The organism is Microbacterium capsulatum (assembly GCF_030865425.1).
GTDB classification, from domain to species: domain Bacteria; phylum Actinomycetota; class Actinomycetes; order Actinomycetales; family Microbacteriaceae; genus Microbacterium; species Microbacterium capsulatum.
Genome location: NZ_JAVFCB010000008.1, coordinates 200,156 through 224,508, shown reverse-complemented (window position 1 = coordinate 224,508; position 24,353 = coordinate 200,156). Strand labels below are relative to the sequence as shown.

22 protein-coding genes are annotated in these 24,353 nt (G+C 71.2%); 16 read left to right on the top strand and 6 right to left on the bottom strand.

Going from position 1 to position 24,353, the window contains the following annotated elements; translation table 11 throughout:
• Positions 1 to 79 precede the first annotated feature (79 nt).
• Complete coding sequence (locus tag RBR11_RS14585) at positions 80 to 1,309, top strand: integrase core domain-containing protein (RefSeq protein ID WP_419956798.1); 1,230 nt, start codon at positions 80 to 82, stop codon at positions 1,307 to 1,309.
• Between the two features lie 112 nt (positions 1,310 to 1,421).
• Here RBR11_RS14585 and RBR11_RS14580 read toward each other — a convergent pair whose 3' ends face one another.
• From RBR11_RS14580 to RBR11_RS14570, 3 genes are all read right to left on the bottom strand, one after another.
• Positions 1,422 to 2,057 (bottom strand): histidine phosphatase family protein, encoded by a 636-nt coding sequence (locus RBR11_RS14580; protein ID WP_308490098.1) that lies wholly within the window; start codon positions 2,055 to 2,057, stop codon positions 1,422 to 1,424.
• 41 nt (positions 2,058 to 2,098) lie between these two features.
• On the bottom strand, positions 2,099 to 3,223 hold the full coding sequence (locus RBR11_RS14575; RefSeq protein WP_308490101.1) for a fatty acid desaturase family protein: 1,125 nt from the start codon (positions 3,221 to 3,223) through the stop codon (positions 2,099 to 2,101).
• Between the two features lie 106 nt (positions 3,224 to 3,329).
• A complete protein-coding gene (locus RBR11_RS14570) occupies positions 3,330 to 4,544 on the bottom strand; it encodes an AI-2E family transporter (RefSeq protein WP_308490097.1) in 1,215 nt (404 codons plus the stop codon).
• A 166-nt stretch (positions 4,545 to 4,710) separates the two neighbouring features.
• Between RBR11_RS14570 and RBR11_RS14565 the strand changes: the two genes are divergently transcribed.
• The 9 genes from RBR11_RS14565 (at position 4,711) to RBR11_RS14525 (ending at position 13,411) form a co-directional block, all read left to right on the top strand.
• Positions 4,711 to 5,007, top strand: coding sequence for a chorismate mutase (locus RBR11_RS14565; RefSeq protein ID WP_308490096.1), 297 nt, complete (start codon positions 4,711 to 4,713; stop codon positions 5,005 to 5,007).
• Between the two features lie 274 nt (positions 5,008 to 5,281).
• Positions 5,282 to 6,472, top strand: a complete 1,191-nt coding sequence (locus RBR11_RS14560; RefSeq protein WP_308490095.1) for an allantoate amidohydrolase — start codon at positions 5,282 to 5,284, stop codon at positions 6,470 to 6,472.
• A complete protein-coding gene (locus RBR11_RS14555; protein ID WP_308490094.1) occupies positions 6,469 to 7,770 on the top strand; it encodes a formimidoylglutamate deiminase in 1,302 nt (433 codons plus the stop codon). The genes RBR11_RS14560 and RBR11_RS14555 overlap by 4 nt, the downstream gene beginning before the upstream one ends.
• Positions 7,767 to 8,333 (top strand): HutD/Ves family protein, encoded by a 567-nt coding sequence (locus RBR11_RS14550; RefSeq protein ID WP_308490093.1) that lies wholly within the window; start codon positions 7,767 to 7,769, stop codon positions 8,331 to 8,333. Before RBR11_RS14555 ends, RBR11_RS14550 begins: the two co-directional genes overlap by 4 nt.
• Before the next feature lie 202 nt (positions 8,334 to 8,535).
• A complete protein-coding gene (locus RBR11_RS14545; protein WP_308490092.1) occupies positions 8,536 to 9,453 on the top strand; it encodes an SIS domain-containing protein in 918 nt (305 codons plus the stop codon).
• 116 nt (positions 9,454 to 9,569) lie between these two features.
• On the top strand, positions 9,570 to 10,529 hold the full coding sequence (locus tag RBR11_RS14540; RefSeq protein WP_308490091.1) for an ROK family protein: 960 nt from the start codon (positions 9,570 to 9,572) through the stop codon (positions 10,527 to 10,529).
• A complete protein-coding gene (locus RBR11_RS14535) occupies positions 10,526 to 11,656 on the top strand; it encodes a 1-phosphofructokinase family hexose kinase (RefSeq protein WP_308490090.1) in 1,131 nt (376 codons plus the stop codon). The genes RBR11_RS14540 and RBR11_RS14535 overlap by 4 nt, the downstream gene beginning before the upstream one ends.
• Positions 11,653 to 12,522: a class II fructose-bisphosphate aldolase gene (locus RBR11_RS14530; RefSeq protein ID WP_308490089.1), complete on the top strand. Its 870-nt coding sequence runs from the start codon at positions 11,653 to 11,655 to the stop codon at positions 12,520 to 12,522. Before RBR11_RS14535 ends, RBR11_RS14530 begins: the two co-directional genes overlap by 4 nt.
• Before the next feature lie 112 nt (positions 12,523 to 12,634).
• Entirely contained in the window at positions 12,635 to 13,411 is a 777-nt protein-coding gene (locus RBR11_RS14525; RefSeq protein ID WP_308490088.1) for a DeoR/GlpR family DNA-binding transcription regulator, read from the top strand.
• A 160-nt stretch (positions 13,412 to 13,571) separates the two neighbouring features.
• On the opposite strand, the gene RBR11_RS14520 is transcribed toward RBR11_RS14525, so the two are convergent.
• Positions 13,572 to 14,066, bottom strand: a complete 495-nt coding sequence (locus tag RBR11_RS14520) for an SRPBCC domain-containing protein (protein WP_308490087.1) — start codon at positions 14,064 to 14,066, stop codon at positions 13,572 to 13,574.
• Between the two features lie 16 nt (positions 14,067 to 14,082).
• Here RBR11_RS14520 and RBR11_RS14515 point away from each other — a divergent pair, with 16 nt between their 5' ends.
• Positions 14,083 to 14,406: an ArsR/SmtB family transcription factor gene (locus RBR11_RS14515; protein WP_308490086.1), complete on the top strand. Its 324-nt coding sequence runs from the start codon at positions 14,083 to 14,085 to the stop codon at positions 14,404 to 14,406.
• Positions 14,407 to 14,698: 292 nt separating this feature from the next.
• Here RBR11_RS14515 and RBR11_RS14510 read toward each other — a convergent pair whose 3' ends face one another.
• On the bottom strand, positions 14,699 to 16,648 hold the full coding sequence (locus RBR11_RS14510; protein ID WP_308490085.1) for a DUF5107 domain-containing protein: 1,950 nt from the start codon (positions 16,646 to 16,648) through the stop codon (positions 14,699 to 14,701).
• Between the two features lie 87 nt (positions 16,649 to 16,735).
• On the opposite strand from RBR11_RS14510, the gene RBR11_RS14505 reads away from it, so the two are divergent.
• The 5 genes from RBR11_RS14505 to RBR11_RS14485 all read left to right on the top strand — a co-directional run bounded on the left by RBR11_RS14505 (position 16,736) and on the right by RBR11_RS14485 (position 23,535).
• A complete protein-coding gene (locus RBR11_RS14505) occupies positions 16,736 to 18,061 on the top strand; it encodes a class I SAM-dependent methyltransferase (protein WP_308490084.1) in 1,326 nt (441 codons plus the stop codon).
• Positions 18,062 to 18,356: 295 nt separating this feature from the next.
• Positions 18,357 to 19,679: a quaternary amine ABC transporter ATP-binding protein gene (locus RBR11_RS14500; RefSeq protein WP_308490083.1), complete on the top strand. Its 1,323-nt coding sequence runs from the start codon at positions 18,357 to 18,359 to the stop codon at positions 19,677 to 19,679.
• Positions 19,676 to 20,623 (top strand): ABC transporter permease, encoded by a 948-nt coding sequence (locus RBR11_RS14495; protein ID WP_308490082.1) that lies wholly within the window; start codon positions 19,676 to 19,678, stop codon positions 20,621 to 20,623. The genes RBR11_RS14500 and RBR11_RS14495 overlap by 4 nt, the downstream gene beginning before the upstream one ends.
• Positions 20,616 to 21,545, top strand: coding sequence for a glycine betaine ABC transporter substrate-binding protein (locus tag RBR11_RS14490; protein WP_308490081.1), 930 nt, complete (start codon positions 20,616 to 20,618; stop codon positions 21,543 to 21,545). Before RBR11_RS14495 ends, RBR11_RS14490 begins: the two co-directional genes overlap by 8 nt.
• Before the next feature lie 493 nt (positions 21,546 to 22,038).
• Positions 22,039 to 23,535: a lipase maturation factor family protein gene (locus tag RBR11_RS14485; protein WP_308490080.1), complete on the top strand. Its 1,497-nt coding sequence runs from the start codon at positions 22,039 to 22,041 to the stop codon at positions 23,533 to 23,535.
• Between the two features lie 12 nt (positions 23,536 to 23,547).
• Here the strand turns inward: RBR11_RS14485 and RBR11_RS14480 are convergent, their stop codons facing one another.
• Positions 23,548 to 24,342: an SDR family NAD(P)-dependent oxidoreductase gene (locus RBR11_RS14480; protein WP_308490079.1), complete on the bottom strand. Its 795-nt coding sequence runs from the start codon at positions 24,340 to 24,342 to the stop codon at positions 23,548 to 23,550.
• Between the last annotated feature and the right edge of the window lie 11 nt (positions 24,343 to 24,353).

The window sequence follows — 24,353 nt, the reverse complement described above, 5'->3', positions numbered from 1 at the left end:
TCGGTGACGGTTCTGTATCAGGACATCGGTGACAGTTCTGGGGGTCTTGGTGGTGACACTTCTCGGCTCAGATTGAGCGGTGTCGAAGAATGAACCTGTTGATGCGCGTGTCCGTCTCGCGATCTCTCGTTGGCCTGCGGATGCTCCGCGTGGGGCGGTGACGTCGTTTTGTCGAGAGCACGAGATCTCGCGGAAGACGTTCTATGTGCTGCTCGCTCGTGCGCGGGAGAAGGGCCCGGCGGCGGTGCTGGAGCCGCAGTCTCGTCGTCCGTCCGCGTCGCCGGCGAAGATCGGCGAGGAGGTGAAGCGGAGCGCGCTGGACGTGCGGGCAGCGCTGGAGCGATCCGGGCTCGACTACGGGCCGATCAGCGTGCACGACAAGATGACATCGATGGGATTCACGACCCCGTCGATCGCCTCACTCGCACGGATCTTCCGCGAAGCGGGCGTCGCCCGGGTGGAGCCAAAGAAGAAGCCGCGGTCCGCGTTCCGACGGTTCGTGTATCCCGCTCCGAACGCGTGCTGGCAACTCGATGCGACCGAGTACGTCCTCGCGGGCGGACGGACCTGCGTGATCTTCCAGCTCACCGATGATCATGCTCGTCTCGCGGTCGCGTCGCATGTCGCGAGGGCGGAGACGAGCAAGGGCGCGGTCACGGTGATGGAGAAGGGGATCGCCCGGCATGGGGTCCCGCAGCGGCTCCTCACGGATAACGGTGCCGCATTGAACCCGCACCGCCGCGGCATCGTCAGTCAGCTCGTCGCCTACGTGAGCACGCTCGGCGTCGTCGCGATCACCGGGAAGCCCGGGCACCCCATGACCCAGGGCAAGAACGAGCGATTCCACCAGACCCTGTTCCGATGGTTGGACAAGCAGCCCCTCGCCGGGACGATCGAGGAACTCCAACATCTCGTGGACCGGTTCGACGTGATCTACAACACCGAGCGCCCGCACCAGGCGCTTCCCGGTCGGAGCACCCCGCAACAGGCCTGGGACGCGACACCGAAAGCTCCCGCGCCAGAGCCAGACCCTGACGCTGCCACCCATCCCGGGGCGACTGGAGATGCCGTCCGGATCGTCCGCACGCACGGCGACATCAGCATCCGCGGCACCACATTCCAACTCGGGAACGAGTTCGCCGGCACTCAAGTCCACGCGATCTGGAACCCCGCCCTGATCATGATCTTCGACGAGCGCGGCACCCTCATCATCGAACACCCCTGGCCACAACCCGGCACCCGCTACGTCGGCAACGGCAGACCCCGAGGATCGGCCCCCAGAAGACGCCCACTGTCACCGATGTCCTGAGACACCAACTGTCACCGATGTCCTGATACAGAACCGTCACCGAAGTCCTGAGACATCACAGTGGATAGTGGTGGCGCGTGGCCGGGGAACTGCAGCGCGAGCGAGAGCCCGGTCAGAGAACTGCAGCGCGAGCGAACGGATCCGGATCCGCGACCCGCTCGATCCGCCACCCGTCGTCGTGGCGGTGCACGGTCGACACGGACAGGTTGGCCGGGCCGGTCTTCAGGTGCGCCAGGTCGGCGCCGAGGATCTGCATGAGCGACATGATCGTGATGCCGCTCGTGACGACGAGCACCTCGGATCCGGCGCCCGCCACGTCGTGCAGCGCCTCGAGAGCGCGGGCGGCCACCTGGGCGGGGGACTCGGCCAGCGGGTCCGTCTCGGCGAGGGCCTCGAGCGTCGCGATGAACGGGCGCTCAGCGGTCGCGTAGGCCTGCGTGAGGCGGAAGAACTTGCGCACAGGGATGGCCTCGAGCCGGCCGAAGCAGAGCTCCCGCCAGCGCGGGTCGGCCAGCGCCCGCAGGTCGGATCCGGCAGCGTCCAGCAGCCCCGCCGCGGTCTCGCGGTGCCGGATGCCGTCGCCCGAGAACGCGGCGTCGAACCGCACCCCGGCGGCGGCGAAGTCGCGGCCGCGCGCGGCGGCCTGCTCCTGCCCGGCCGGGGTCAGCGGCGCGTCGGACCAGCCCTGCATGCGCTCGGCGGCGTTCAGCAGGCTCTGCCCGTGCCGCACCACCCAGATCCGCGTCATGGGCTCAGCCTAGGCGTGCGGTGCCGCGCAGGAGGCCGGCATCACGCCCGGCGGTACGTCGCGGTGACCGGACAGTCGAACGGATCCCGCGCCGCGAGGCCGACCCGGTTGAGGTAGGCGATGACGATCGCGTAGGAGCGCAGCAGCGACGTCTCGGTGTAGGGCACGTCGTTCGTGGCGCAGTGCTCGCGCACGATCTCGCGGGCGCGGGAGAGGTGGATCCGCGGCATGTTCGGGAAGAGGTGATGCTCGACCTGGTAGTTCAACCCGCCCATCAGCCAGGTCGCCCACCATCCGCCGGTGATGTTGCGCGACGTGCGCACCTGCTTGCTGAAGAAGTCCAGCCGCGCGTCGGCCGCGATGATCGGCATCCCCTTGTGGTTCGGCGCGAAGGAGGAGCCCATGTACACGCCGAACACGGCGAGCTGGACCCCGAGGAAGGCGAAGGCCATGCCCAGCGGGAGCAGGAGGAACACCGGCACCAGGACCACCGCGAAGCGGACGGCGAGCAGCCCGAGCTCCTGCCACCGGCCGGGGACATCGCGGGAGGAGAGCAGATGCCGCACGCTGAGGGCATGCAGGTTGAGCCCTTCCAGGGTCAGCAGCGGGAAGAAGAGCCAGCCCTGCTTCCGGGTGATCAGCCGGACGAGCCCGCGGGATCGGGCCGCGTCCTCGTCGAGGAAGGAGATCGTGTCGACGTCGATGTCGGGGTCCTTGCCCACCCGGTTCGGATTGCCGTGGTGGCGGGTGTGCTTCGAGTCCCACCAGGAGTAGCTCATGCCCACGACGCCGCCGAGGATCCGGGCGAGGCGCAGGTTGGCGGGTCCGCTGGCGAGGATCTGCCGATGCGCCGCCTCATGGGCCAGAAAGGCGACCTGGGTGAAGAGGATGCCGAGCGCGGCGGCGATGAGCAGCTGGAACCAGCTGTCGCCGAGCAGCACGAAGCCGGCGACGCAGCCGGCGAAGCAGAGCGTCAGCGCCGCGGCGACGAGGCCGTAGAACACGGGTGCCCGCCGCAGCAGACCCGTCTCGCGGACGACGCGCGACACCTCGGTGTACGCCCGCGCCATGGGCGGGAACTCAGCGGTGCCGGCATAGGTCTGCCGCACCGGACCGAGCGACGCGGCCGGGGTATGGGTGAGAAGGGAGATGATGTTCTCCTCGATCGGAGCCCTTGAGCTGTGGAAGCCAAGGGCGGATGCCGATCGCTGGGTGTCACGCTACGCCCGCCCGCATGCCGCGATCCGAATACGTCGCACCGCGGCCGTGCTCTCAGACCCGCGCGTCCTGCCGCGGGATCCACACCTGCTTGATGATGATCAGGATCGACGCCGTCACCGGCACGGCGATGAGCGCGCCGAGCAGGCCCAGCAGGGTGCCGCCGACGAGCGCGCCGATCACGACGAGCGATCCGGGGATCGAGATCGCCTTGTTCATCACCCGCGGCGTGATGACGTACGCCTCCAACTGCATGTACACGAGGTAGACGAGCGCGAAGATCAGTGCCAGCACCGGCGAGGTGAACAGGGCGATGCCGCTGCCGATGATCCAGAACAGCACGGATCCGACGAGCGGGATGAGCGTGATCAGGAACGCGACCGTCGCCATCAGGGGCGGGAACGGCAGCCCCAGCACGAGGTAGAGGATGAACACGATCACCGCGTTGATGAACGCGAGCGACACCATGCCCATGACGTATCCGCCGACCGACTCGGTGATCTGATCCGTGATCGCGCCGATGCCCTCGCGGTCGCGGGCGGCGGCGAGGCGGATCAGCCCGGCCTTCATCGTCGGCAGCGTCGCGAGGAAGTACAGGGTCAGCACGAGCACGATCAGCGCGCCGGAGAGCCCGGTCGCGATCGCGGCACCGATCTGCAGGGCCGCGCCGCCGAGCTGCAGCGCTCCGCCGCCGAGCTGGGCGAGCTTGCTGGGGTCGCTCAGATACTTCTGGATCTCGCTCACGACGTCGGTCAGACCGACGCCGAACTGCTGCTCGAGGCCGTGGTAGAAGTCGCTCTTCAGGAACGCCCTGATCGTGCCGGGGATCGACGAGATGAACGACGCGATCTGGTCGATCACGGTCGGCAGGATCGCCAGGATGATGATCGCCAGGACGATCGCGAGAGCCACGATCACGCAGACCACCGACCAGGCACGGGACAGTCCGCGCCGCTCGAGCCAGCGCACAGCCGGGTCGAGCCCGAGCGCGGCGAAAAGGGCGAAGGCGATGTAGATGAGGACGGTCGACAGGCTCGACAGGGCGAGGCCGAGCAGGATCGCGCCGAGCGCACCGAGCGTCATGAGGAACCCGAACGCGAACGGCTTGTCGATCCTGGTCCAGAAGGATGCCCGCGGCGGGGTCGCCTCGACGTACCGCGAGCGCGTGACCGGGGTCTCGTCCGCCGGGGTCTCGGCCTGCACGGCGGTGGTCGTGAGCGCCGCGTCCTCGGCGGAGGCCTTGTCGGGCGTGCGGTCTTCGTCGGTCATGGCTTCACTGTAGGGGAGGGGGTGCGCCGCTGCGTGGCCTGATCGGGGGTTTCCCGGAGTGCGGAAAACGAGGACTTCGTGACGATCGGAACACAAACGCAATACGAGGGTGGGAGGCGTTATCGTCGGAGGGATCGCACGTCCGCCGCTCGGTGAGGAGCCTCCCATGACCGCAATCGATCCCCAGGCCGAGCTGGCGCGCCTGCGCGCGAGCATCGACAACATCGACGCGGCCCTGATCTTCATGCTGGCGGAGCGTTTCCGCTGCACCCAGCAGGTCGGCGTGCTGAAGGCCGAGCACGCGATGCCGCCCTCGGACCCGAACCGCGAGGAGCAGCAGACCGCCCGGCTGCGCGCGCTCGCCGAGGAGGCGCACCTCGACCCCGAGTTCGCGGAGAAGTGGTTCAACTTCGTCGTCGCCGAGGTCATCCGCCACCACACCGAGGCCGCCGAGTCCCGCTGATCCCGCGGGTTCGAGGGGCGGGTCTTCGGCGACCCGGCGCTGCGGCGCGGACGTGCGCTCTCCCCGGACGCGTTTGCTTGACCGGCCGAGCGGGGTCGGGCACGCTGGGTGACGAGGTGGAAGCCCGCACCGAACACCTTCGCGATGACGTTCGAACGACGAATCGACCGACGATGCGTCAGGCCGGATCCACGTTGGTCCGGGGCCCTGCAGCGCCGGCGTTCTCGTGCGAACCGGGGTTTATCAACGGACATCAAGAGGGAGAGATCGACCAATGACAGAAGGTGTTGCCCACGGCCAGCTCGCCGGACTCGATCAGATCGACGGCGTCGGTCGGGACGGAGTCCGCGGCGGCTACTCCCGCCACCTGTGGAACGACTCCGACATGCAGCTGCGCAGCTGGTTCGTCGAGCGCGCCGAGCAGCTCGGGCTCGCGATCGAGTACGACCGCAACGCGAACATCTGGGCATGGTGGGGCGCTCCCGGCGATGACGCGATCGTCACCGGGAGCCACCTGGACAGCGTTCCTGGTGGCGGTGCCTTCGACGGACCGCTGGGAGTCGTCAGCGCACTGGAAGCGGTGGCCGCGCTGAAGCGGGACGGATTCGCTCCCTCTCGCCCCTTCGCGATCCTCGTCTTCGCCGAGGAGGAAGGCTCGCGCTTCGGCGTCGCCTGTCTCGGCTCCGCGCTCATGGCCGGTGCGATCTCGCCGGATCGTGTGCGGGCGCTGGTGGACGCCGAGGGGCAGAGCTACGCCGATGCCGCCCGGCGGGTGGGCTTCGACGCCGCGCACATCGGTCGCGATGAGGAGTCCCTACGCCGGATCGGCCTGTTCCTCGAGCTTCACGTCGAGCAGGGCCGGGGTCTGATCGAACTCGGTTCGGCCACGGCGATCGCCAGCAGCATCCTCGCCCATGGACGATGGACCCTGACGTTCCGCGGTCAGGGCAACCACGCCGGGGCGACGCTCATGACCGACCGTGATGATCCGATGGTGACCGCGGCGCGTGCCGTGCTCGAGATCCGGGAGGCGGCGCTCGCGGCGCCGGGGGCGCGGGCGACCGTCGGACGCATCTCCGCCGTCCCGGGGGGATCGAACGTGATCGCCTCGACCGTGACGATGACGCTGGACGCCCGGGCGGGCAGCGACGACGAGACGCGCGACCTGGTGGCCGACATCGCCCAGCGGGTCGGGGCCTCCGAGTTCGAGGAGAACTCCTGGTCGCCCGAGGTCGCCTTCGACGCAGACCTCGCGGCGAGACTCCAGGCGGCCCTCGGCGGTGTGCCCGCGCTTCCCTCGGGGGCCGGGCACGACGCGGGCGTCCTGGCGGCGGCCGTACCCACCGGGATGATCTTCGTGCGCAACCCCACCGGCATCTCGCACGCTCCCCAGGAGTTCGCCGAGCTCGATGACTGCCTCGAGGGGATCGAGGCCCTCGTCACCGTCTTGAAGGGCCTGCTGTGAGCCTGTGGTGCGAGCGGCTGGTCACCGCATCCGGCACGCGTGAGCGGGTGCGCATCGAGGTCGACGCCGAGGGGATGGTGGCGTCGATCACGGCGGACACCGATGTCCGGCCGGACGACATCAGTCTGGGCACGGTGCTGCCCGGGGTGGGCAATGCCCATTCCCACGCCTTCCATCGGGTGCTGCGCGGGCGCACGCACGCCGATGGGGGTGACTTCTGGGTCTGGCGGCGGCAGATGTACGAAGCAGCCGGCCGACTCGACCCCGAGAACTACCACGAGCTGGCCAGGGCCGTCTTCGCAGAGATGCTCACCGCGGGCTACACGGCCGTGGGGGAGTTCCACTACGCGCACCATCGGCCCGATGGATCGCGGTATGCGGCTCACGACATGGAAGAGGCGATCTCCGCTGCCGCAGCCGATGTCGGCATCCGGCTCACCCTTCTGGACACCGCCTATCTTCAGGGCGGGATCGGACAGCCGTTGAGCCCCGAGCAGCAGAGGTTCGGGGACGACAGCGCCGAACGGTACCTCGAGCGCTGGTCGGAGCTGCGTGGCCGGATCCCTCGACTCGGTGCCGCTCTTCACTCGGTGCGCGCTCTCACCCCGGATGAGATCTCGCGGATCGTCGCCGGGCTTCCCGGGGATGTGCCGGTGCACATCCATCTTTCCGAGCAGCCGGCGGAGAACGAGGCGAGCCTCGCGACCTACGGAGCGACACCCACCGAACTGCTGGCGGAGCGCGGGGTGCTGTCTCCGCGGCTCAGCGCTGTGCACGCGACGCATCTCACCGATCGTGACATCGAGCTGCTCGGCGGGGCGGGGGTCTCGGTCGTGATGTGCCCGACGACCGAGGCGGATCTCGGTGACGGCATCGGTCCGGCGAGGGCGCTGAAGGACGCCGGAGCGACGCTCGCGCTCGGCTCGGATCAGAACGCCGTGGTGGATGCGATGCTGGAGATGCGTGCGTTGGAGATGCAGGACCGACTCGCTTCGGGTGCGCGTGGGCGGTTCAGCCCGGCCGAGGCGCTCCATGCGGCAGGCAGCGGCGGCTATCGCTCGCTCGGCTGGGCGCAGGGCCCGTTGGAGCCGGGCGGCCCCGCTGATCTCATCGAGGTGCGGACCGACTCGCTGCGCACCGTCGGCGCCGACCCGGAGCAGCTGATCTTCGCCGCCACCGCCTCCGACCTGACGCGCGTGTTCGTCGGGGGCCGCGTCGTGGTCACTGACGGTGTGCTGGCTTCCGGCGAAGAACCCGCGCAGCTCCTCGCCCGCGGTCTGGGGGCGTTCTCACGATGAGACTTCTCACTCGATCGGAGCGCCTCGTCACGCCCTGGCGCAACGGCGGCGGACAGACCAGTGAGATCGCGGTGGCCCCGGCATCCGCGAACGCCGACTTCGACTGGCGACTCAGCATCGCGCGCATCGACGGGGACGGCGACTTCTCGGCGTACCCGGGTGTGGACCGGCTGCTGATGCCGCTGAGCGCGGGCGGCCTGGAACTGCTCGTGGACGGTGTGCGGCAGAGCATCCCGCGCTTCGAGACGATTCCCTTCGCCGGTGAGACGGACGTGAGTGCGGTGGGTGTCACGGCGCCGAGTCAGGATCTCAACGTCATGGTGCGCCGGGAGTTCGGGGCGGCCTCTCTCGTGTGCGAGGTCGTGGAGCGCAGCCGTCTCGTCAGCAGCCTCACCGGCGAGGTGACCGCGGTGATCGCGCTCGATGGCGACCTTCGCGTGAACGGCGAGCGCTTCGACAGCGAGGATGCCGTGCTGAGCGACGGGTCGGAGACGATCGAGGTCGAGGGGATCGGGCGGATCGCCATCGCCCGCGTGCGGCCCGTCTCGCGGGACGGCGACTGAACGCAGTCGGATTCGGGACGTGCCGGCGCGTGCGACGGAGGTGACGAGGCTCGTCGAGGACGCCGCGTCGCTCGATCCTGCCCGGATCCAAAACTCGGGGTGACGGAAAGTGATTGTTTTGGCGTAAGATCTTGCATGTTCGCGCATCCACGCGGATCCTGACTGCTCGCACCACGCCCGCTCCCCGAGGAGGACGAACGCCATGACCGATCCGAACCAGAGCCTCGCACCGGGCGCCCACATGCGCGCCGAGCTCGACTCGCAGCCCGACACCTGGGAGCGCGCAGCCGCCATGCGCGCCGAGCAGAGGCTGCTGCCCGCGAAGGGCGAGCGCGTCGCCGTGATCGGCTGCGGCACCTCGTGGTTCATGGCGCAGTCCTACGCCGCCCTGCGCGAGACCGCCGGCTTCGGCATCACCGACGCCTACGCCGCGAGCGAGGCGTTCATGGACCGCGGCTACGACTCCGTCGTGGCGCTCACCCGGTCCGGCACGACCACCGAGGTGCTCGAGCTCGTCTCCGAGCTGAGGAAGAGGGGCGGATCCGCTCCGCGCGTGGTCGGTGTCATCGGCGACGTGACCTCCCCGCTCGTGAGCATGGTCGACGACGCGATCCTGCTGCCGTTCGCCGACGAGCAGTCGGTCGTGCAGACCCGCTTCGCGACGACCGCCCTCGCGCTGTTCCGCGCCTCCCTCGGGGAGGACCTCACCGGTGCGATCGGCGATGCCCGCCTCGCCCTGTCGGACGTCGACGAGACCCTCGCCGGCGCCGAGCAGTACACGTTCCTCGGCCGCGGCTGGACGATCGGCCTCGCGCACGAGGCCGCGCTGAAGATGCGGGAGTCCTCGCAGTCCTGGACCGAGTCCTACCCCTCGATGGACTACCGGCACGGTCCGATCGCGATCGCCGCGCCCGGCCGCATCACCTGGCAGTTCGGCGTCGCGCCCGAGGGCCTCGACGCCCAGGTCGCCGCGACCGGCGGCCGCTTCGTGCAGCACCCGATCGATCCGATGGCCGACCTCGCCCGGCTGCACCGCGTCGCCCTCGACCGCGCGCTCGCGAAGGGCCTCAACCCCGACGAGCCGCGCAATCTCACCCGCTCGGTCATCCTCGACGCCTGACCGGATCCGCCATGACCTCCTCTGAGGGCGACCCTTCCCGCGAGGGCGATTCTTCCCGCGAGGGCGATCCTTCCCGCGAGAAACCACATTCGGCACGAGACATCAGGCCTGTCGCGGTGTCTCATGTCGAAAGTGATGTCTCGCGGGTCGTGGAGCCCGCGGAGCTCGGATCCGGCTCCGCCGTGCTCGCGTTCGACGTGGGCGGCACCGACATCAAGTCGGCGCTGTTCGACGTCGACGGCACCGCGCTCGGGCTGCGCCGCACGCCCACGCCCGAGCCCGGCGCCGACCTGCCCGAGCGGCTGATCGCGCGGCTCCTCGAGCTCGCGGCACAGCTGCGCGAGGAGCACCCCGACGTCGTGCCCGCCGCGGTCGGGCTCGTCGTGCCGGGGATCGTCGACGAGGTCGCCGGGATCGGCGTGTTCGCGAGCAACATGGGCTGGCGGGACGCCCCGATCCGCGCGCTCGCGGAGGAGGCGTTCGGGCTGCCCGTCGCGTTCGACCACGACGTCCGCACGGGCGGCTGGGCCGAGCACGTGCTCGGCGGGGCGCGTCCTTATCCGGACTCGATCGTGCTCATCATCGGCACGGGGATCGCCGGGGCACTGCTGCTCGGCGGCAAGCCGTTCACTGCGGGCGGCTACGCCGGCGAGGTCGGTCACTCGCCGGTCGCCGACGAGCCGGTCTGCGCGTGCGGCGCACGTGGCTGCCTCGAGGCGATCGCCTCGGCCGGCGCGATCGCCCGCCGCTACGCCGAGCAGTCCGGCGAGCGGGTGGACGGCGCCAAGGAGGTCATCGAGCGGGCCGCGGCCGGCGACGAGATCGCCGCGCGAGTGTGGAACGAGGCGCTCGACGCGCTCGCCCTGTCGCTCGCGCAGCTCACCGCCGTCGTCGCCCCGCAGGCCATCGTGATCGCCGGCGGGCTCTCCCGCGCGGGCGGCGCCCTGTTCGACGAGCTGCGCGCCCGGCTCGCGGCACGCCTCAGCTTCCACCGGATCCCCGACCTGGTCCCGGCACAGCTGCGGGGCAACGCCGGGATACTCGGCGCCGCCCTGCGCGCGAGGGAGATCGCATGATCGTCACCGTCACCCCGAACCCCGCCCTCGACCTCACCTGGCACGTCGAGCGGATCGTGCCCGGCGGCACGCACCGCGCCGACATGGGAGCCGCCCGTGCGGGCGGCAAGGGCCTGAACGTCGCCCGGGTCGCGCACGCCCAGGGCGCCGCCGTGGTCGCGCTCGCGACCGCCGGCGGCGCGACCGGCACCGAGTTCGCCGCGGAGCTGGCCGCGGCCGGCGTGCCGCACGAGCTCGTGCCCGTGCACGCCGCCACCCGCCGCAGCGTCGCCCTCGTCGACGAGCACCTCGGCGACACCACGGTCGTGAACGAGCGCGGCGTGAACCCGACGGACGCGGAGTGGGACGCGCTGCGGGCTGCGGTCCTGCGGTCGTTGAGCGAGGACGAGCGCAGCGGTTCTGTTTCGGGGTCGTTGAGCGAGGACGAGCGCAGCGAGACCGAGACGAAACGCGGCGTCTCCGAAGACGACCGCGTTTCGTCTCGCTCCGACTCCGTCGGTGCTCGCTCAACGACCCCGGGGAAGGGTGCCGGATCCGTCGGTGCTCGCCCCGTCCTCGTGGTCTCCGGATCCCTCCCTCCCGGCGCCCCGGACGACCTTCTCCCGTCCCTCATCCGCCTCGGCCGGGACGCGGGTGCGATCGTCATCGCCGACACGTCCGGACCTGCGCTGCTCGCCGCGGCCGATGCGGGCGCGACGGTCCTGAAGCCGAACGCGCAGGAGCTGGCCGAGGCGACGGGGATCGCGGATCCACTTGCCGGCGCGTGCGAGCTGCTGCACCGCGGCGCGTCCCTGATCCTGCTCTCGCTCGGCGCCGACGGGATGCTCGCGGTCACCGCCGACGAGATCGTGCGCGCGCGACTCGCGACCCGGCTCGCGGGCAACCCCACCGGCGCGGGCGACGCCGGCGTCGCGGCGTGCGCCGTCCTGCTCGCGGAGGGCGAGACCGATCCCGAGAAGATCCTGCGCCGCGCGACCGCCTGGTCCGCCGCCGCCGTGCTCATGCCGCTCGCCGGCGAGATCCACCCCTCCTGGCCCGAGCTCGAGGCCGCGCTGATCCTCGACCGCCCCACCCCGCACGACCTCCGTCCGTCCAACCCGCCCGTCCAGGGAAAGGACCCCCGATGACCCTCGTCTCCGCCCGCGACCTCGTGCACGACGCCGCCCGCCGCGGCACCGGGATCGGCGCGTTCAACGTGATCCATCTGGAGACCGCGGAGGCGCTCGTCGCCGCGTCGGCGCTCGCAGAGCTCCCGGTCATCCTGCAGATCTCGCAGAACTGCGCCGACTACCATGGCGGTCTCGAGCCGATCGCACTCGCGACCCTCGCGGTCGCCCGGCGCGCCGCGACCCCGGTCGCCGTGCACCTCGACCACGCCGAGCGGCCCGAGCTCGTCGACGAGGCGATCGCGCTCGGCTTCGGCTCGGTCATGTTCGACGGCGGCACGCTCGAGTACGCCGAGAACGTCGCGCTCACCGCGCAGGTCGTCGAGCGGGCGCACGCCGCCGACGTCTACGTCGAGGGCGAGCTCGGCGAGGTCGGCGGCAAGGACGGCGCGCACGCCCCCGGCGTCCGCACGGATCCGGCCGAGGCGCGCTCCTTCGTCGCGGAGACCGGGGTCGACGCGCTCGCCGTCGCCGTCGGTTCCTCGCACGCGATGCTCGACCGCTCGGCCGCGCTCGACCTCGACCTCATCGCCCGCCTCCGCGACGGGCTGCGCGGCGCCGGTCGCGACGGATCCGACGTGCCGCTCGTGCTGCACGGATCCTCCGGCGTCCCCGACGACACGATCGCCGCCGCGGTGCGCTCGGGCATGACGAAGATCAACGTGTCGACGCACCTGAACGGGTTCTTCACCCGCGCGATCCGCGAGCGCCTCGACGAGGATCAGCGCCTCGTCGACTCTCGCAAGTACCTCGCCCCCGCCCGCGACGCGGTGGCCGGGGAGGCGGCGCGGCTGCTGCGCCTGTTCGCCCTGCAGGACGCGTCGTGACCCGCTCCAGGTCCGCGGCCGTTCCCTATGTGTTCGAGGAGCGATGTTCGTCGTCGTTCCCCCCAATTCGGAGCGAACATCGCTCCCCGAAGCCGGCAGGGAGGGCAGCCGCATGAACCGCGCCCAGCGACTGGCCGCGATCCTGGACCTGCTGGCCGCGCAGGGCGACGTCTCGGTCGAGCAGCTCGTGGAGCGCTTCGACGCCTCGGCCGCGACGATCCGCCGCGACCTGGACAGCCTCAGCGAGCGTCGCCTGCTCACCCGCACGCACGGCGGCGCGGTCGCGCAGTCCGTCGCCTACGAGCTGCCGATCCGGTACAAGAGCCACCAGCGCACCGAGGAGAAGGAGCGGATCGCGCGCGCCGCCTCCGCCCTCGTCGCCCCGGGATCCGTCGTCGGCCTCTCCGGCGGCACCACCACGACCGCGATCGCGGCCGCCCTGGCCGCCCGCGAGGATCTCGCCGAGCACGGGCTCACGGTCGTCACGAACGCGGTGAACATCGCCGCGCAGCTCGCCACCCGGCCCGACATCAAGGTCGTCGTGACCGGGGGCGTGATCCATTCGCGCAGCTACGAGCTGGTCGGTCCGTTCGCCGAGCAGCTGCTGCGCGGGGTCAAGCTCGACATCGCCTTCATCGGGGTGAGCGCGGTCGACGCCGAGTCGGGCGCGGCCACGCACGACGAGCGCGAGGCGGCGGTGAACCGGATGATGGCGGGCCGCGCCCGCCGCGCGGTGATCGTCGCCGACTCCGGCAAGGTCGGCGCCTCGGCCTTCGCGACGGTCGGCGGATCCGACCTGTTCCCGACGATCCTCACCGACGCGGGCATCGCCGAGCCGGACCGGATCGCGCTCCGCGACGCCGGCTACGACGTGGTGCTCGCTGACTGACGCGGACCGAGTGCGCCCTGGTCGTTGAGCGAGCGAAGCGAGACGACACGCTGCAACCAGACCGAGTGGTCCGACCGGATCATGTCATCCACAGGGCATCGGCGACGCTCGCCGAGCGGTTCCGGCGCTGATCCGCACCTCCGCTCCGCCACCGGGGAACCTACTTGTAGAAGCCCTCGCGCAGGTTGATCCCGTGCTCGACCCACGCCTTGAGCGCCGCGAGCATGCCCGTCCAGCCCATGCAGTTCCCGAACGCGGCCTTCGATCCGCCGGACGTGGCGCTCCACGACGACTCCGTGATCGTGACGAGGGTGCGGGCGCCGTCGTCGACGGGCGCGAACTCGAAGACCGTGCGGGTGGATCCGCTGTCGTTGCTGCCCGGTGCGGCGGCCCACTCGATCACGATGCGCTCGGGGGCTGCGGCCTCGACCACGGTGACGGGGAAGCGGCCGGGGAAGTCGGCGAAGTCCCAGGAGACCTCGCTGCCGGCGTCGAGGCGTCCCCGGGCGCCGCCGGTCGTGAAGTAGCGCGAGAGCTGCGCCGGATCGGCGACGGCCTCGTACACCTCCGCGGGCGGACGCGACACGTAGCCCGAGACGGAGAAGGACAATTCGGTGAGCGGAGTCATGTCCGCAGCGATTTCGTTCTGAGACATGTTGTAAGATTACAACATGTCATCCGCGGACGGAACCGAAGACGACGATCTCGTCTTCAAGGCGCTCGCCGCGCCGATCCGCCGCCGGATGCTGGACGCGCTGCGCGAGGCACCGCGGACGACCGGCGAGCTGTGCGCGTGCTTCCCCGAGCTCGATCGCACGACCGTGCTGCAGCACCTCAAGGTGCTCGAACGCGCCGTGCTCGTCATCGGCCGCCGCGAGGGCCGCGAGCGCCACCTCACCCTCGCGCCGCTGCCGATCAAGCGCATCCACGACCGCTGGATCGGCGAGTACGCCCGCGCGGCGGTGCAGCTGCTCGACGACCTCGACCGCGGCTGAGACGCGCGGGCCTCAGCACCCGCGCCGGAACTCCGATCGCGCCGGCTTTCCACCCGAGCGCGGGCCTCACACCTGCGTCGGAAAACGGATCGCGCCGGCTTTCCACCCGAGCGCGGGCCTCACACCCGCGCCGGAAAACGGAGAGGCCCACGGCGTGTCCCACCCGGCGGGCGCTCCGACACGCCGAGTCCCTCTCCGTTTTCCGAGGGAGGGAGGGGGGAGGACGGGCGGAGCGGAGGGGGACGGGGCGGAGGGAGAAGGGCGGAGGGAGGGCGGACCAAGGGCGGTGGCCTCAGACCTCCATGCCCATCTCGAAGTCGTACCAGGCCGGGACCGGGCGATCCGGGAACGCCTCGTGCCACAGCGCCGACATGCTCAGCTCGCCCTCGCGGAGGTCGGGCACGTCGAAGCGCTCCTCGAGGATCCGTCCTGCCGTGGCCGGATCGCCGTCGGCGAGGGCGGCGCGGATCGCGACGAGGCGGAACCGTCCGTGCGCGCTCAACGCGGCCGGCAGAGTCTCGACGAGCGTGCGGGCCTCGCCGGCCCGGCCGTCGGCGAGCAGCGCCTCGGCCAGTTCGAGCGCGAGCGGCGCGAGTCCGGAGGCGAGCTCGCGTGCCTCGGCGAGCCGGACGATGCCCTCCGCCTGGGCGGCGGTGCCGCCGTCCGAGGCGCGCAGAGCGAGCCCGAGTCCGCGCAGGGCCCACGGGCTGCGCGCCTGCCGCAGCGACGCCTCGTAGTGCGAGATCGCGGTGCCGTGGTCGCCGTGTGCGTGCGCCGCGACGGCGCGGTGGTAGTGGGTGAGCCAGGACGCGGGGGCTTCGGCGAGGACCCGCTCCCAGTCGCCGCCGACGACGTACGAGGCCGGCGCGGCGTTCGGATCCGCGCCTTGGGCGGCCGGCTCACCGTCCAGCAGAGCCGCCCAGTATGCGCCTTCCGCGCCGGTGCGGGAGAACCGCACCCCGGGCAGGGTCGTGAACGGCGCCCCGGAGCGTTCGGCGAGCTCCTGCTCCAGCGCACCCCACGGCGACCCCTCCGACAGCAGCTCGCCCGGCTCCACCTCGGCCGCAGCCTCCAGCCGGGCGATCCCGGCGGATCCGATCGCATCGGCGGCCCGCGCCACGTGTTCGCCCACGGCTGCGGTCGCCTCGCTCCACGGCGCGTCGACCCGGGGATCCGTGACCTGCAGCGGGAGGAACGTCTCCGTCCACTCCCACGTCGCCCCACCCGGCATGCGCAGATGCTCGTACTGGGTCGTGGCGAGCCCGGCCTGGATCTCGAAGTACGCGCCGGTCTCGCCGCCGAGCCAGTCGCACCAGCGTCGGCCGCCCGTGGTGGCGCCCCAGACGAAGAGCTTGCGGCCGAGGAGCGGTGCGGTGGAGATGTGCGCGAGGCCGGAGCCGTCGGATCCGATCGCCGCGATCCAGGGGCGCAACGACGGATCCCGCCGCGCCTCGAGGTCGAAGAACCAGTCGGCCGCGGCCGGCGCGGTCGCCGGGTGTCGCGGATCCGCCTCGGACAGGTCCGCGCGCACCAGCCGGCCGTCGTAGCCGGTCATGTAGGCGTGCGTCGCGGGGGCGAACACGCGGCTGCCCTCGTCCTGGGCGACGGCGATGTTGGTCCACCAGTACATCCCGGTCTCGAGCGCCCGTGGGTTGCGCACCCGCACCCGCACGTGCAGCGCGGGGGAGTCGGCGTCGAGGGTCGCGTCGATCTGCAGGATCAGCCCGCGCACGCGTTCATACTCCCACATCCGCAGGATCGGCTCGCCGTCGTCGCCGGTGATCTCGGCGGCGTACAGCGGGTCGCAGGTGAGCGGCCAGTGCCCGCGCATGCCGATGTTCCACTCGGCGCCGCCGGAGAACCAGGCGTTGCGGAGGGCGAGGTTCGCGGGCTGCAGGATCGCGTTGCGGTAGACGAGGTCGCGCCCGGTCGCCTTGTCGAGGAGCCGCACGAGCCGGCCGCCGAGGTCGAGCGCGAACTCGGCGCGCAGGTGCTCGTTCTCCAGCACGGCGACGCGCATCGGCGCCGGGGTGCGTTCGCGGCTGTATCCGTCCTGGAGCAGGTAGGGGTGGATCGAGGACACCTGGCCGTAGCGGATGTTCGCCGCGAGCTCGGCGGGCAGCCCGTCGGTGGAGGCCTCGTACGGCGCCTGCGGCATGGCGGCGACGGCGGGGAGCGGATTCGGCGCCCCCACGGGGGCGGACGGGAGGACGACGTCGGTGACGGTCAGCGTTGCGCTCATCGGTTCCAGTATCCCCGGGCGCGCGCGGCGTGAACAGACCGCAGGACGACCGGGGGCAGGGATCCGAACCCCGCGTACGCTGAACGGGTGCCCGACTTCCCCTACGCGCGGCTGCGCCGATTCCCCGACGTGGAGGCGCCGAACCTGCAGGCCTGGGACGCCACCGACGAGATCCTCGCCGCGCACGCGATCACCCACGCCACGGAGCGCGGGGTGCCCGGATCCGACATCGCGGTCATCGGCGACGGCTTCGGCGCGCTCACCCTCGCCCTGACCGCGGCGGGCCTGTCCGGGGTGCGCGTGCATCAGGACCTCGTGACGGGCCGCCGCGCGCTCGCGCACAACGCGGCAGCCCTGGGCCTGGACGGGTTCGGGCCGGCCCCCGGCTCCGCTCCCGGCTCCGCCCCCTCCTGGGAAAACGGAGAGCCTCGCGGCGTGTCGGTCTCCCCGCCGCCCGGACACGCCGACACGGATCCGGACGCTCTCCGTTTTCCGACGGAGCCCGCGCCCTTCGCCGGCCACGAGCTCGACCGCACCCTGCTCGACGGCGCCCGGCTCGTCGTGCTGCAGCTGCCGAAGGGCCTCGCCGAGCTGGAGGAGATCGCCGACGCGGTCGCGCGCTGGGCGACGCCGGGCGTGGTCGTCGCCGCGGGCGGCCGGGTCAAGCACATGACCCTCGCGCAGAACGAGGTGCTCGGGCGGTACTTCGGGCGGGTGCAGCCGCAGCGCGCCGAGCGGAAGTCGCGTGTCATCCTCGCCGCCGATCCGCGTCCGGTGCCGTCGCATCCGCCGTTCCCGGTGTGCTCGACGCACGCGGACATCGCGCGAGCCTGGCCCGCGCTCACCCTGTGCGCGCACGGCGCCGCCTTCGCGGGGGACCGGATCGACATCGGCACGCGCGTGCTGCTCGAGGAGCTGTCGGATCGCGCCGCCGATCTCGCGGTCCTGAGCGAGCGGATGCGGCGGGAGCACCCCGGGCCGTTCACCGCGCTCGATCTCGGCTGCGGCACGGGCGCGCTCGCCGCCGCCTTCGCCCTGGCCCACCCGGACGCCCGGATCCTCGCCACGGACCGCTCCGCCGCCGCCGTGCGCTCGGCTCGCGCGACCATGGCCGCGAACGGCGTGGCCGGCCGGGCCGCGGTGTCCCTCGACGACGCCGGCTCCGAGCTTCCGGCCGGCTCCGTCGACCTCGTCCTGCTCAACCCGCCGTTCCATCTCGGCGTGAGCGTGCACGAGGGAGCGGGCCGCCGGCTCATCGACGCCGCTGCGCGCCTGCTCCGCCCGGGCGGCGAGGTCTGGACCGTGTTCAACTCCCACCTCGACCACCGGCGCGCGCTGGTCTCGGCGGTCGGGGAGACGGAGCAGCTCCGCCGCACCCCGAAGTTCACCGTGACCCGGTCGGTGCGGGCCTGAACAGCTCCGCGAGATCCTCAGAGCCCTCGATCGGGGCTCGACCCCGATTTGCCACCGGATCAGCGCCTTGTTACGTTGGAACGCGGGCCTTGCGGCCCCTAGACCAGTCCGCGGCTACGTCCTTCTTTCGATTCTGCTGTGCACGAAGAGGCGTGGGCGTACGGTCGATGATCTCTGCGGAGGATCCGAAAAACTCCGCCTGCGCCGCCCGCATGGCTTTTCGAAGCGGCCTCGTGATCGTCACCCGGGCGTGACCGATGCAGGCCTCCCCGACCGGTGAGGCCGCGGGGGAAACGTGTCCGAAACCGCTCTGGAAGCGCGTCATCTGTTCAAGGTGTTCGGGAGGAATCCGAACCAGGCCATCCGGCGCCTCACAGCCGGCGAGACCCGATCCGAGGTGCTCGATGCGGGCACCGCGGCCGTGATCGACGCGAGCTTCAGCGTCAACCGCGGCGAGATCTTCGTGATCATGGGACTGTCGGGATCCGGCAAGTCGACGATCATCCGCATGCTCAACGGGCTGCACGAGGCGACGGACGGCTCCGTCCTCGTCGCCGGCGATCCGATCACCGGGATCCCGGCCTCGCGTCTGCGCGAGATCCGCCGGGATCGCGTGTCGATGGTGTTCCAGCACTTCGCTCTGCTGCCGCACCGCACCGTGGCCGCGAACGTGGCGTACCCGCTCGAGCTCAAGGGGGTCGGCAAGGCAGAGCGCCTGGCGAAGGCCACCGAGATCCTCGAGCTGGTCGGCCTCGACGGGCAGGGTGAGAAGCTGCCGTCCGAGCTCTCCGGCGGCATGCAGCAGCGCGTCGGGATCGCCCGCGCGCTCGCCGCCGACACCGACATCCTGCTGATGGACGAGGCGTTCAGCGCGCTCGATCCGCTGATCCGCCGCGAGATGCAGGAGCAGCTTCTCGAGCTGCAGCAGAAGCTGCAGAAGACCATCGTGTTCATCACGCACGACCTGAACGAGGCCATGTTCCTCGGCGACCGCATCGCCGTGATGCGCGACGGCCGCATCGTGCAGATCGGCACGCCCGAGGACATCCTCACCGATCCGGCCAACAGCTACGTCGAGCAGTTCGTGCAGGACGTGGATCGCGCCCGCGTGCTCACCGCCGCGAACGTCATGGAGCGTCCGCGCCCGGTCGTCTCCGAGACCGCCGGCCCGCGCACCGCGCTCAAGCAGATGCGCGACGCGTTCATGTCGGCGACGTACGTCGTCGGCCGCGACCGCCGGCTGATCGGCATCGTCACCGACCGCGACGTCGTCCAGCTGATCCGCCGCGGCGAGAGCAGCATCGCCTCGGCGCTCAAGCCCGCAGCGCAGGTCGTCGACGAGGACGAGATCCTGATGAACCTGTTCATCCCGGCCGTCGAGTCGCCGGTGCCGCTGGCCGTCGCCGATGCGGAGGGCCGCCTCGTCGGCGTCATCCCGCGCGTCACGCTGCTCGCGGCTCTCGGGCCCGGCCCTGGCGCCACGGGCGAGATCAACCTTCCGGTCCTTCCGCTTCCGCAGGCAGAGGTCGACGCCGTCCTCGACGACGGATGGACTGCCGAGCCGGCGGGACCCTCGCCGGCCACGCCGGACGCACCGACCGGGGAGGTCTTCCGATGAACCTCCTGCCCCTCGGATCCTGGGTCGCGGCCGCCGTCGACTGGATCAAGACCAACCTCGACGGTCCGCTGCACGTCGTCTCGGCCGCGGTGTCGTTCCTCGTCGACGGTCTGGGCTTCGTGCTGCTCATGCCGTGGTTCTTCGTGGTGATCGTCATCGCCGCGCTCATCGCCTGGCTCGTGCGCTCGTGGCGGCTCGCGATCGGCACCGTGATCTCGTTCGGCCTGATCGTCGCGATGGGCCTCTGGGTCGCCGCGATGCAGACCCTCGCGCTGGTGCTCGTCGCCGGAGCGGTCGCCGTGCTGATCGCGATCCCGCTCGGCATCTGGTCGGCCCGCAACGCCACCGTGCGCGCGGTGCTCAAGCCCGTGCTCGACTTCATGCAGACGATGCCCGCCTTCGTCTACCTCATCCCCGCGATCGTGTTCTTCAGCATCGGCGTCGTGCCGGGTCTCGTGGCGACGGTCATCTTCGCCCTGCCCCCCGGGGTGCGCTTCACCGAGCTCGGCATCCGCGGCGTGGACTCCGAGACGGTCGAGGCCGGGCAGTCGTTCGGTGCGACTCCGGGGCAGATCCTGCGCGGGATCCAGCTGCCGCTCGCGATGCCGACGATCCTCGCCGGCGTCAACCAGGTGATCATGCTCGCGCTGTCGATGGCCGTCATCGCCGGCATGGCCGGCGCCGATGGGCTGGGCAAGCTCGTGGTCGAGGCGATCTCGACCGTCGACATCGCCAAGGGCGTGGAGGCCGGTCTCGGCGTCGTGCTGATCGCGGTGTTCCTCGACCGCGTCACCGCGTCGCTGGGGTCGCTGGGCGCGCAGCCCGCGTCGCTGCTCGGGATCCTGCGACGCCGTCGCACCGCGCGGCGCCTCGCGGCGGTGTCCGCCGTCGCCGACCGTACGTCCGAAGGATCCGTCGAGAAGAAGGAGCTGCAGAATGCGTAGGAGCAGGATCATCACTCTCGCGGCGCTCGGCGTCGCGGCCGTCCTCGCCCTCGCCGGATGCGCGAGCGACGGCGCCGGCGGCACGCTCGAGATGGCGGGCAAGGCTCCCTCGAACGGCGCCGGTGCGGGAACCAAGGGCACGATCACGCTCGGGTTCCTGCCCAGCTGGTCCGACGGACTGAGCACCGCGTACCTGCTGAAGGATCAGCTCGGCAAGCTCGGCTACGACGTGAGGATGCAGACGCTCTCCGACGCCGGCCCGCTGTACGCCGGGCTGTCGCAGGGCGACGTGGACGTCTTCCCGTCGGCGTGGCCGGAGGTCACCCAGAAGGCGTACATGGACAAGTACAAGGGCAGGATCGACGACCTCGGAACGTACTACGACGACGCGCGCCTCACGATCGCGGTGCCGACCTACACGGACATCGACTCGATCGACCAGCTCAAGGGCCAGGGATCGAGGTTCGACGGCAAGCTCATCGGCATCGAGCCCGGCGCCGGTCTCACCGCCCAGACCCAGAAGATGATGCCGGAGTACGGGCTGGCCGGCGAGTTCCAGCTGGTCACCTCGTCGACCGCCGCGATGCTCACCGAGCTGAAGTCGGCGACCGAGAAGAAGCAGGACATCGCCGTGACGCTGTGGCGTCCGTTCTGGGCGAACAACGCATTCCCGGTCAAGGACCTCAAGGATCCGAAGGGAGCGATGGGCAAGCCCGAGGGCCTGCACTTCCTCGGTGCGAAGGGCTTCGCGAAGAAGCACCCCGACGCCGCCGCCCTGATCTCGAGGATCAGACTCGACGACGCCCAGTACGGCTCGCTCGAGGACACGGTCGTGAACAGGTTCGGCAAGGGCAAGGAGCCCCAGGCGATCGACGCGTGGATCACCGAGCACGGCGCCGGGTTCGACTGGGTAAAGAAGTAGGCCTCTGGGACGTTGAGCGAGGACGGACGTGCAGCGGCCGACCGAGACGACACGCGGTTCCCGGTAGGCCTCTCGGACGTTGAGCGAGGACGGACGTGCAGCGGCCGACCGAGACGAAACGCGGTTCCCGCGAGTGCGCCGCGTTTCGTCTCGGTCGCCTGGGGGCGTCCTCGCTCGACGACCCCGGGTGGGGTCGCCTGGCGGCGTCCTCGCTCAACGACCCCGGGTGGGGTCGCCTGGCGGCGTCCTCGCTCGACGACCCCGGGTGGGGTCGCCTGGCGGCGTCCTCGCTCAGCCACCCCGGGTGCGGTCACCGTTCTTTCGACCACCTGTGCCGATCCCTCCGCAGCGCGCGACGCCTGCACGACTCGGACACGGATGCACGACCGGATCCGCGATCGGATCGTGCAGGCGTCGCATCGTCGTGCAGGCGTCGCAGGTACCCGGCCGGGGCGGCGATGACCGCCGGCCCGGACCGGCGTAGCCTTCGGGTATGGACGGCTTCGCGGCGGTCGACTTCGGCTTCGCGCGGGAGGTGCTCCAGCGGGGCGTCGCGGCCCTGTACCTCGTCGCGTTCGTCAGCTCGCTGAACCAGTTCCGCGCGCTGCTCGGCGAGCACGGCCTGCTCCCCGTGCCGGAGCTGCTCGCCCGCGTCCGGCGCTCCGGACCGGGGCGCTGGCCGCTGCGCCCGACGCTGTTCCGCTGGATCCGGTACACGGATCGCCGCCTCGTCGCGCTGTGCGTCGTGGGGATCGTGATCGCCGCGCTGCTCGTCGCCGGGATCCCCCAGCTCGGCTCGCCCTGGCTGCCGATGGTCTGCTTCCTGCTGCTCTGGCTCGGCTACATGTCGATCGTCGCGGTCGGGCAGACGTTCTACGCCTTCGGCTGGGAGATGCTGCTGCTCGAGGCGGGGTTCCTCGCCGCCTTCCTCGGGTGTGCGGATCAGCCGCCGCCGACCGTGGTGATCGTGCTGTTCTGGTGGCTGGTGATCCGGCTCGAGTTCGGCGCCGGGATGATCAAGATCCGCGGCGGGCGGGAATGGCGCGACCTCACCGCGCTCATGTACCACCACGAGACGCAGCCGATGCCGGGCCCGCTCAGCCGGCAGGCGCATCTGCTGCCGGCCGGGATCCACCGGCTCGAGGTGATCGGCAACCACGTCGCCCAGCTCGGCCTGGTGTGGCTCGTCGTCGCGCCGATCCTCGGGCTGTGGATCCCCGGGCCGGTGCCGGCGATCGTCGGAGCCGTCGGTGCGGGCGTCGTGATCGCCACCCAGCTGTGGCTCGTCATCACCGGCAACTTCGCCTGGCTGAACTGGGCGACGATCGTGCTCGCCTGCTCCGCGATCGGCGTTCCGACCGGCCCGCATCGCGCGGTCACCGCCCTGCCGTGGGTGATCGACGGCCTCCCCCTGCCGTGGTTCGTGGTGACCTGCCTGGTCGGCCTGCTCTACGTCGTGATCTCCGTGCCCGCGGTGCGCAACCTGTCCGCCCGCGACCAGCTGATGAACGCGTCGTTCAACCGGTGGGAGCTCGCGAACGCGTACGGCGCGTTCGGCACCGTCACGAAGGAGCGGATCGAGATCGTCGTCGAGGGCACGATGGATCCGGGGGGCGGGGATCCGGGTCCGGAGACCGAGGACTGGCGGGAGTACGGCTTCAAGGGCAAGCCGGGTGACCTGCACCGGATCCCCCGGCAGTTCGCGCCGTACCACCTGCGCCTGGACTGGCTGATGTGGTTCCTGCCGCTCGGCCGGCTGTACCAGGAGTGGTTCGCGCGATTCCTCGTCCGGCTGCTCGAGGCGGATCCGCCGACGCTGCGGCTGCTCCGGCACGATCCGTTCGCCGGGGAGCGGCCGGTGCGGGTGCGCGCGGTCGCCTACCGCTATCGGTTCACGACCCGCGCCCAGCACCGCGAGACCGGGGACGTGTGGATCCGCGACCGCCGCCGGATCGTCGTCCGCCCGATCTCCCTGTCGGACCGGACCTGAGCGGGTCCCGGATCAGGGCACGATCGAGTCCACGTACCCGCCGTCCACGCGCACCGCGGCTCCCGTCGTCGCGGAGGCGAGCGGCGACGCCAGATAGGCGACCATGTTCGCGATCTCCTCGGGCTCGATGAGCCGCTGCAGCAGCGACTGCGGGCGGTGCAGGCGCATGAACTCGCGCTGCGCCTCGTCCCACGGCAGCGCGGAATCGACGAGCTGGTAGACGAAGTCCTCGATCCCGCCGGTGTGCGTCGGCCCGGCCAGCACCGAATTGACCGTCACGCCCGTGCCCGCGGCCTCCTTCGCGAAGCCGCGCGAGACGGCGAGCAGCGCGGTCTTCGACATGCCGTAGTGGATCATCTCGGCCGGGATCACGATCGCCGAGTCGCTCGCGATGTTCAGGATCCGTCCCCATCCGCGGCGGGCCATGCCGGGCAGGGTCGCGCGGATGAGCCGGACCGCGGCGAGAACGTTCACCTCGAAGTAGCGCCGCCACTCGTCGCCGGTGATGTCGAGCGCCGGCTCCGCCCCGAAGATGCCGAGGTTGTTCACGAGCACGTCGACGTGCCCGGTCGCGGAGAGCACCCTGAGGGCGCCGTCGGCGGTGGTGACGTCTCCGGCCGCGGCGACGAGGTCGCGTTCGGGGGTCGCGGCGCGCAGCTCCGCGATCACCGTCTCGACCGTCGCAGCGCTGCGTCCGTTGATCGCGACGCGGGCTCCCGCATCGGCGAGCGTCGCGGCGATCGCGCGCCCGATGCCCTGGGTGGATCCGGTCACGAGGGCGGTCCTGCCGCCGAGGTCGATGCGCATGTCGGTCCCCT

Bases quoted from the DNA above. Each gene is read 5' to 3' on its own strand.
- RBR11_RS14580 (WP_308490098.1), bottom strand. From the start codon at position 2,057: ATGACGCGGATCTGGGTGGTGCGGCACGGGCAGAGCCTGCTGAACGCC.
- RBR11_RS14570 (WP_308490097.1), bottom strand. From the start codon at position 4,544: ATGACCGACGAAGACCGCACGCCCGACAAGGCCTCCGCCGAGGACGCG.
- RBR11_RS14565 (WP_308490096.1), top strand. From the start codon at position 4,711: ATGACCGCAATCGATCCCCAGGCCGAGCTGGCGCGCCTGCGCGCGAGC.
- RBR11_RS14560 (WP_308490095.1), top strand. From the start codon at position 5,282: ATGACAGAAGGTGTTGCCCACGGCCAGCTCGCCGGACTCGATCAGATC.
- RBR11_RS14550 (WP_308490093.1), top strand. From the start codon at position 7,767: ATGAGACTTCTCACTCGATCGGAGCGCCTCGTCACGCCCTGGCGCAAC.
- RBR11_RS14545 (WP_308490092.1), top strand. From the start codon at position 8,536: ATGACCGATCCGAACCAGAGCCTCGCACCGGGCGCCCACATGCGCGCC.
- RBR11_RS14535 (WP_308490090.1), top strand. From the start codon at position 10,526: ATGATCGTCACCGTCACCCCGAACCCCGCCCTCGACCTCACCTGGCAC.
- RBR11_RS14530 (WP_308490089.1), top strand. From the start codon at position 11,653: ATGACCCTCGTCTCCGCCCGCGACCTCGTGCACGACGCCGCCCGCCGC.
- RBR11_RS14525 (WP_308490088.1), top strand. From the start codon at position 12,635: ATGAACCGCGCCCAGCGACTGGCCGCGATCCTGGACCTGCTGGCCGCG.
- RBR11_RS14520 (WP_308490087.1), bottom strand. From the start codon at position 14,066: ATGTCTCAGAACGAAATCGCTGCGGACATGACTCCGCTCACCGAATTG.
- RBR11_RS14515 (WP_308490086.1), top strand. From the start codon at position 14,083: ATGTCATCCGCGGACGGAACCGAAGACGACGATCTCGTCTTCAAGGCG.
- RBR11_RS14510 (WP_308490085.1), bottom strand. From the start codon at position 16,648: ATGAGCGCAACGCTGACCGTCACCGACGTCGTCCTCCCGTCCGCCCCC.
- RBR11_RS14495 (WP_308490082.1), top strand. From the start codon at position 19,676: ATGAACCTCCTGCCCCTCGGATCCTGGGTCGCGGCCGCCGTCGACTGG.
- RBR11_RS14490 (WP_308490081.1), top strand. From the start codon at position 20,616: ATGCGTAGGAGCAGGATCATCACTCTCGCGGCGCTCGGCGTCGCGGCC.
- RBR11_RS14485 (WP_308490080.1), top strand. From the start codon at position 22,039: ATGGACGGCTTCGCGGCGGTCGACTTCGGCTTCGCGCGGGAGGTGCTC.
- RBR11_RS14480 (WP_308490079.1), bottom strand. From the start codon at position 24,342: ATGCGCATCGACCTCGGCGGCAGGACCGCCCTCGTGACCGGATCCACC.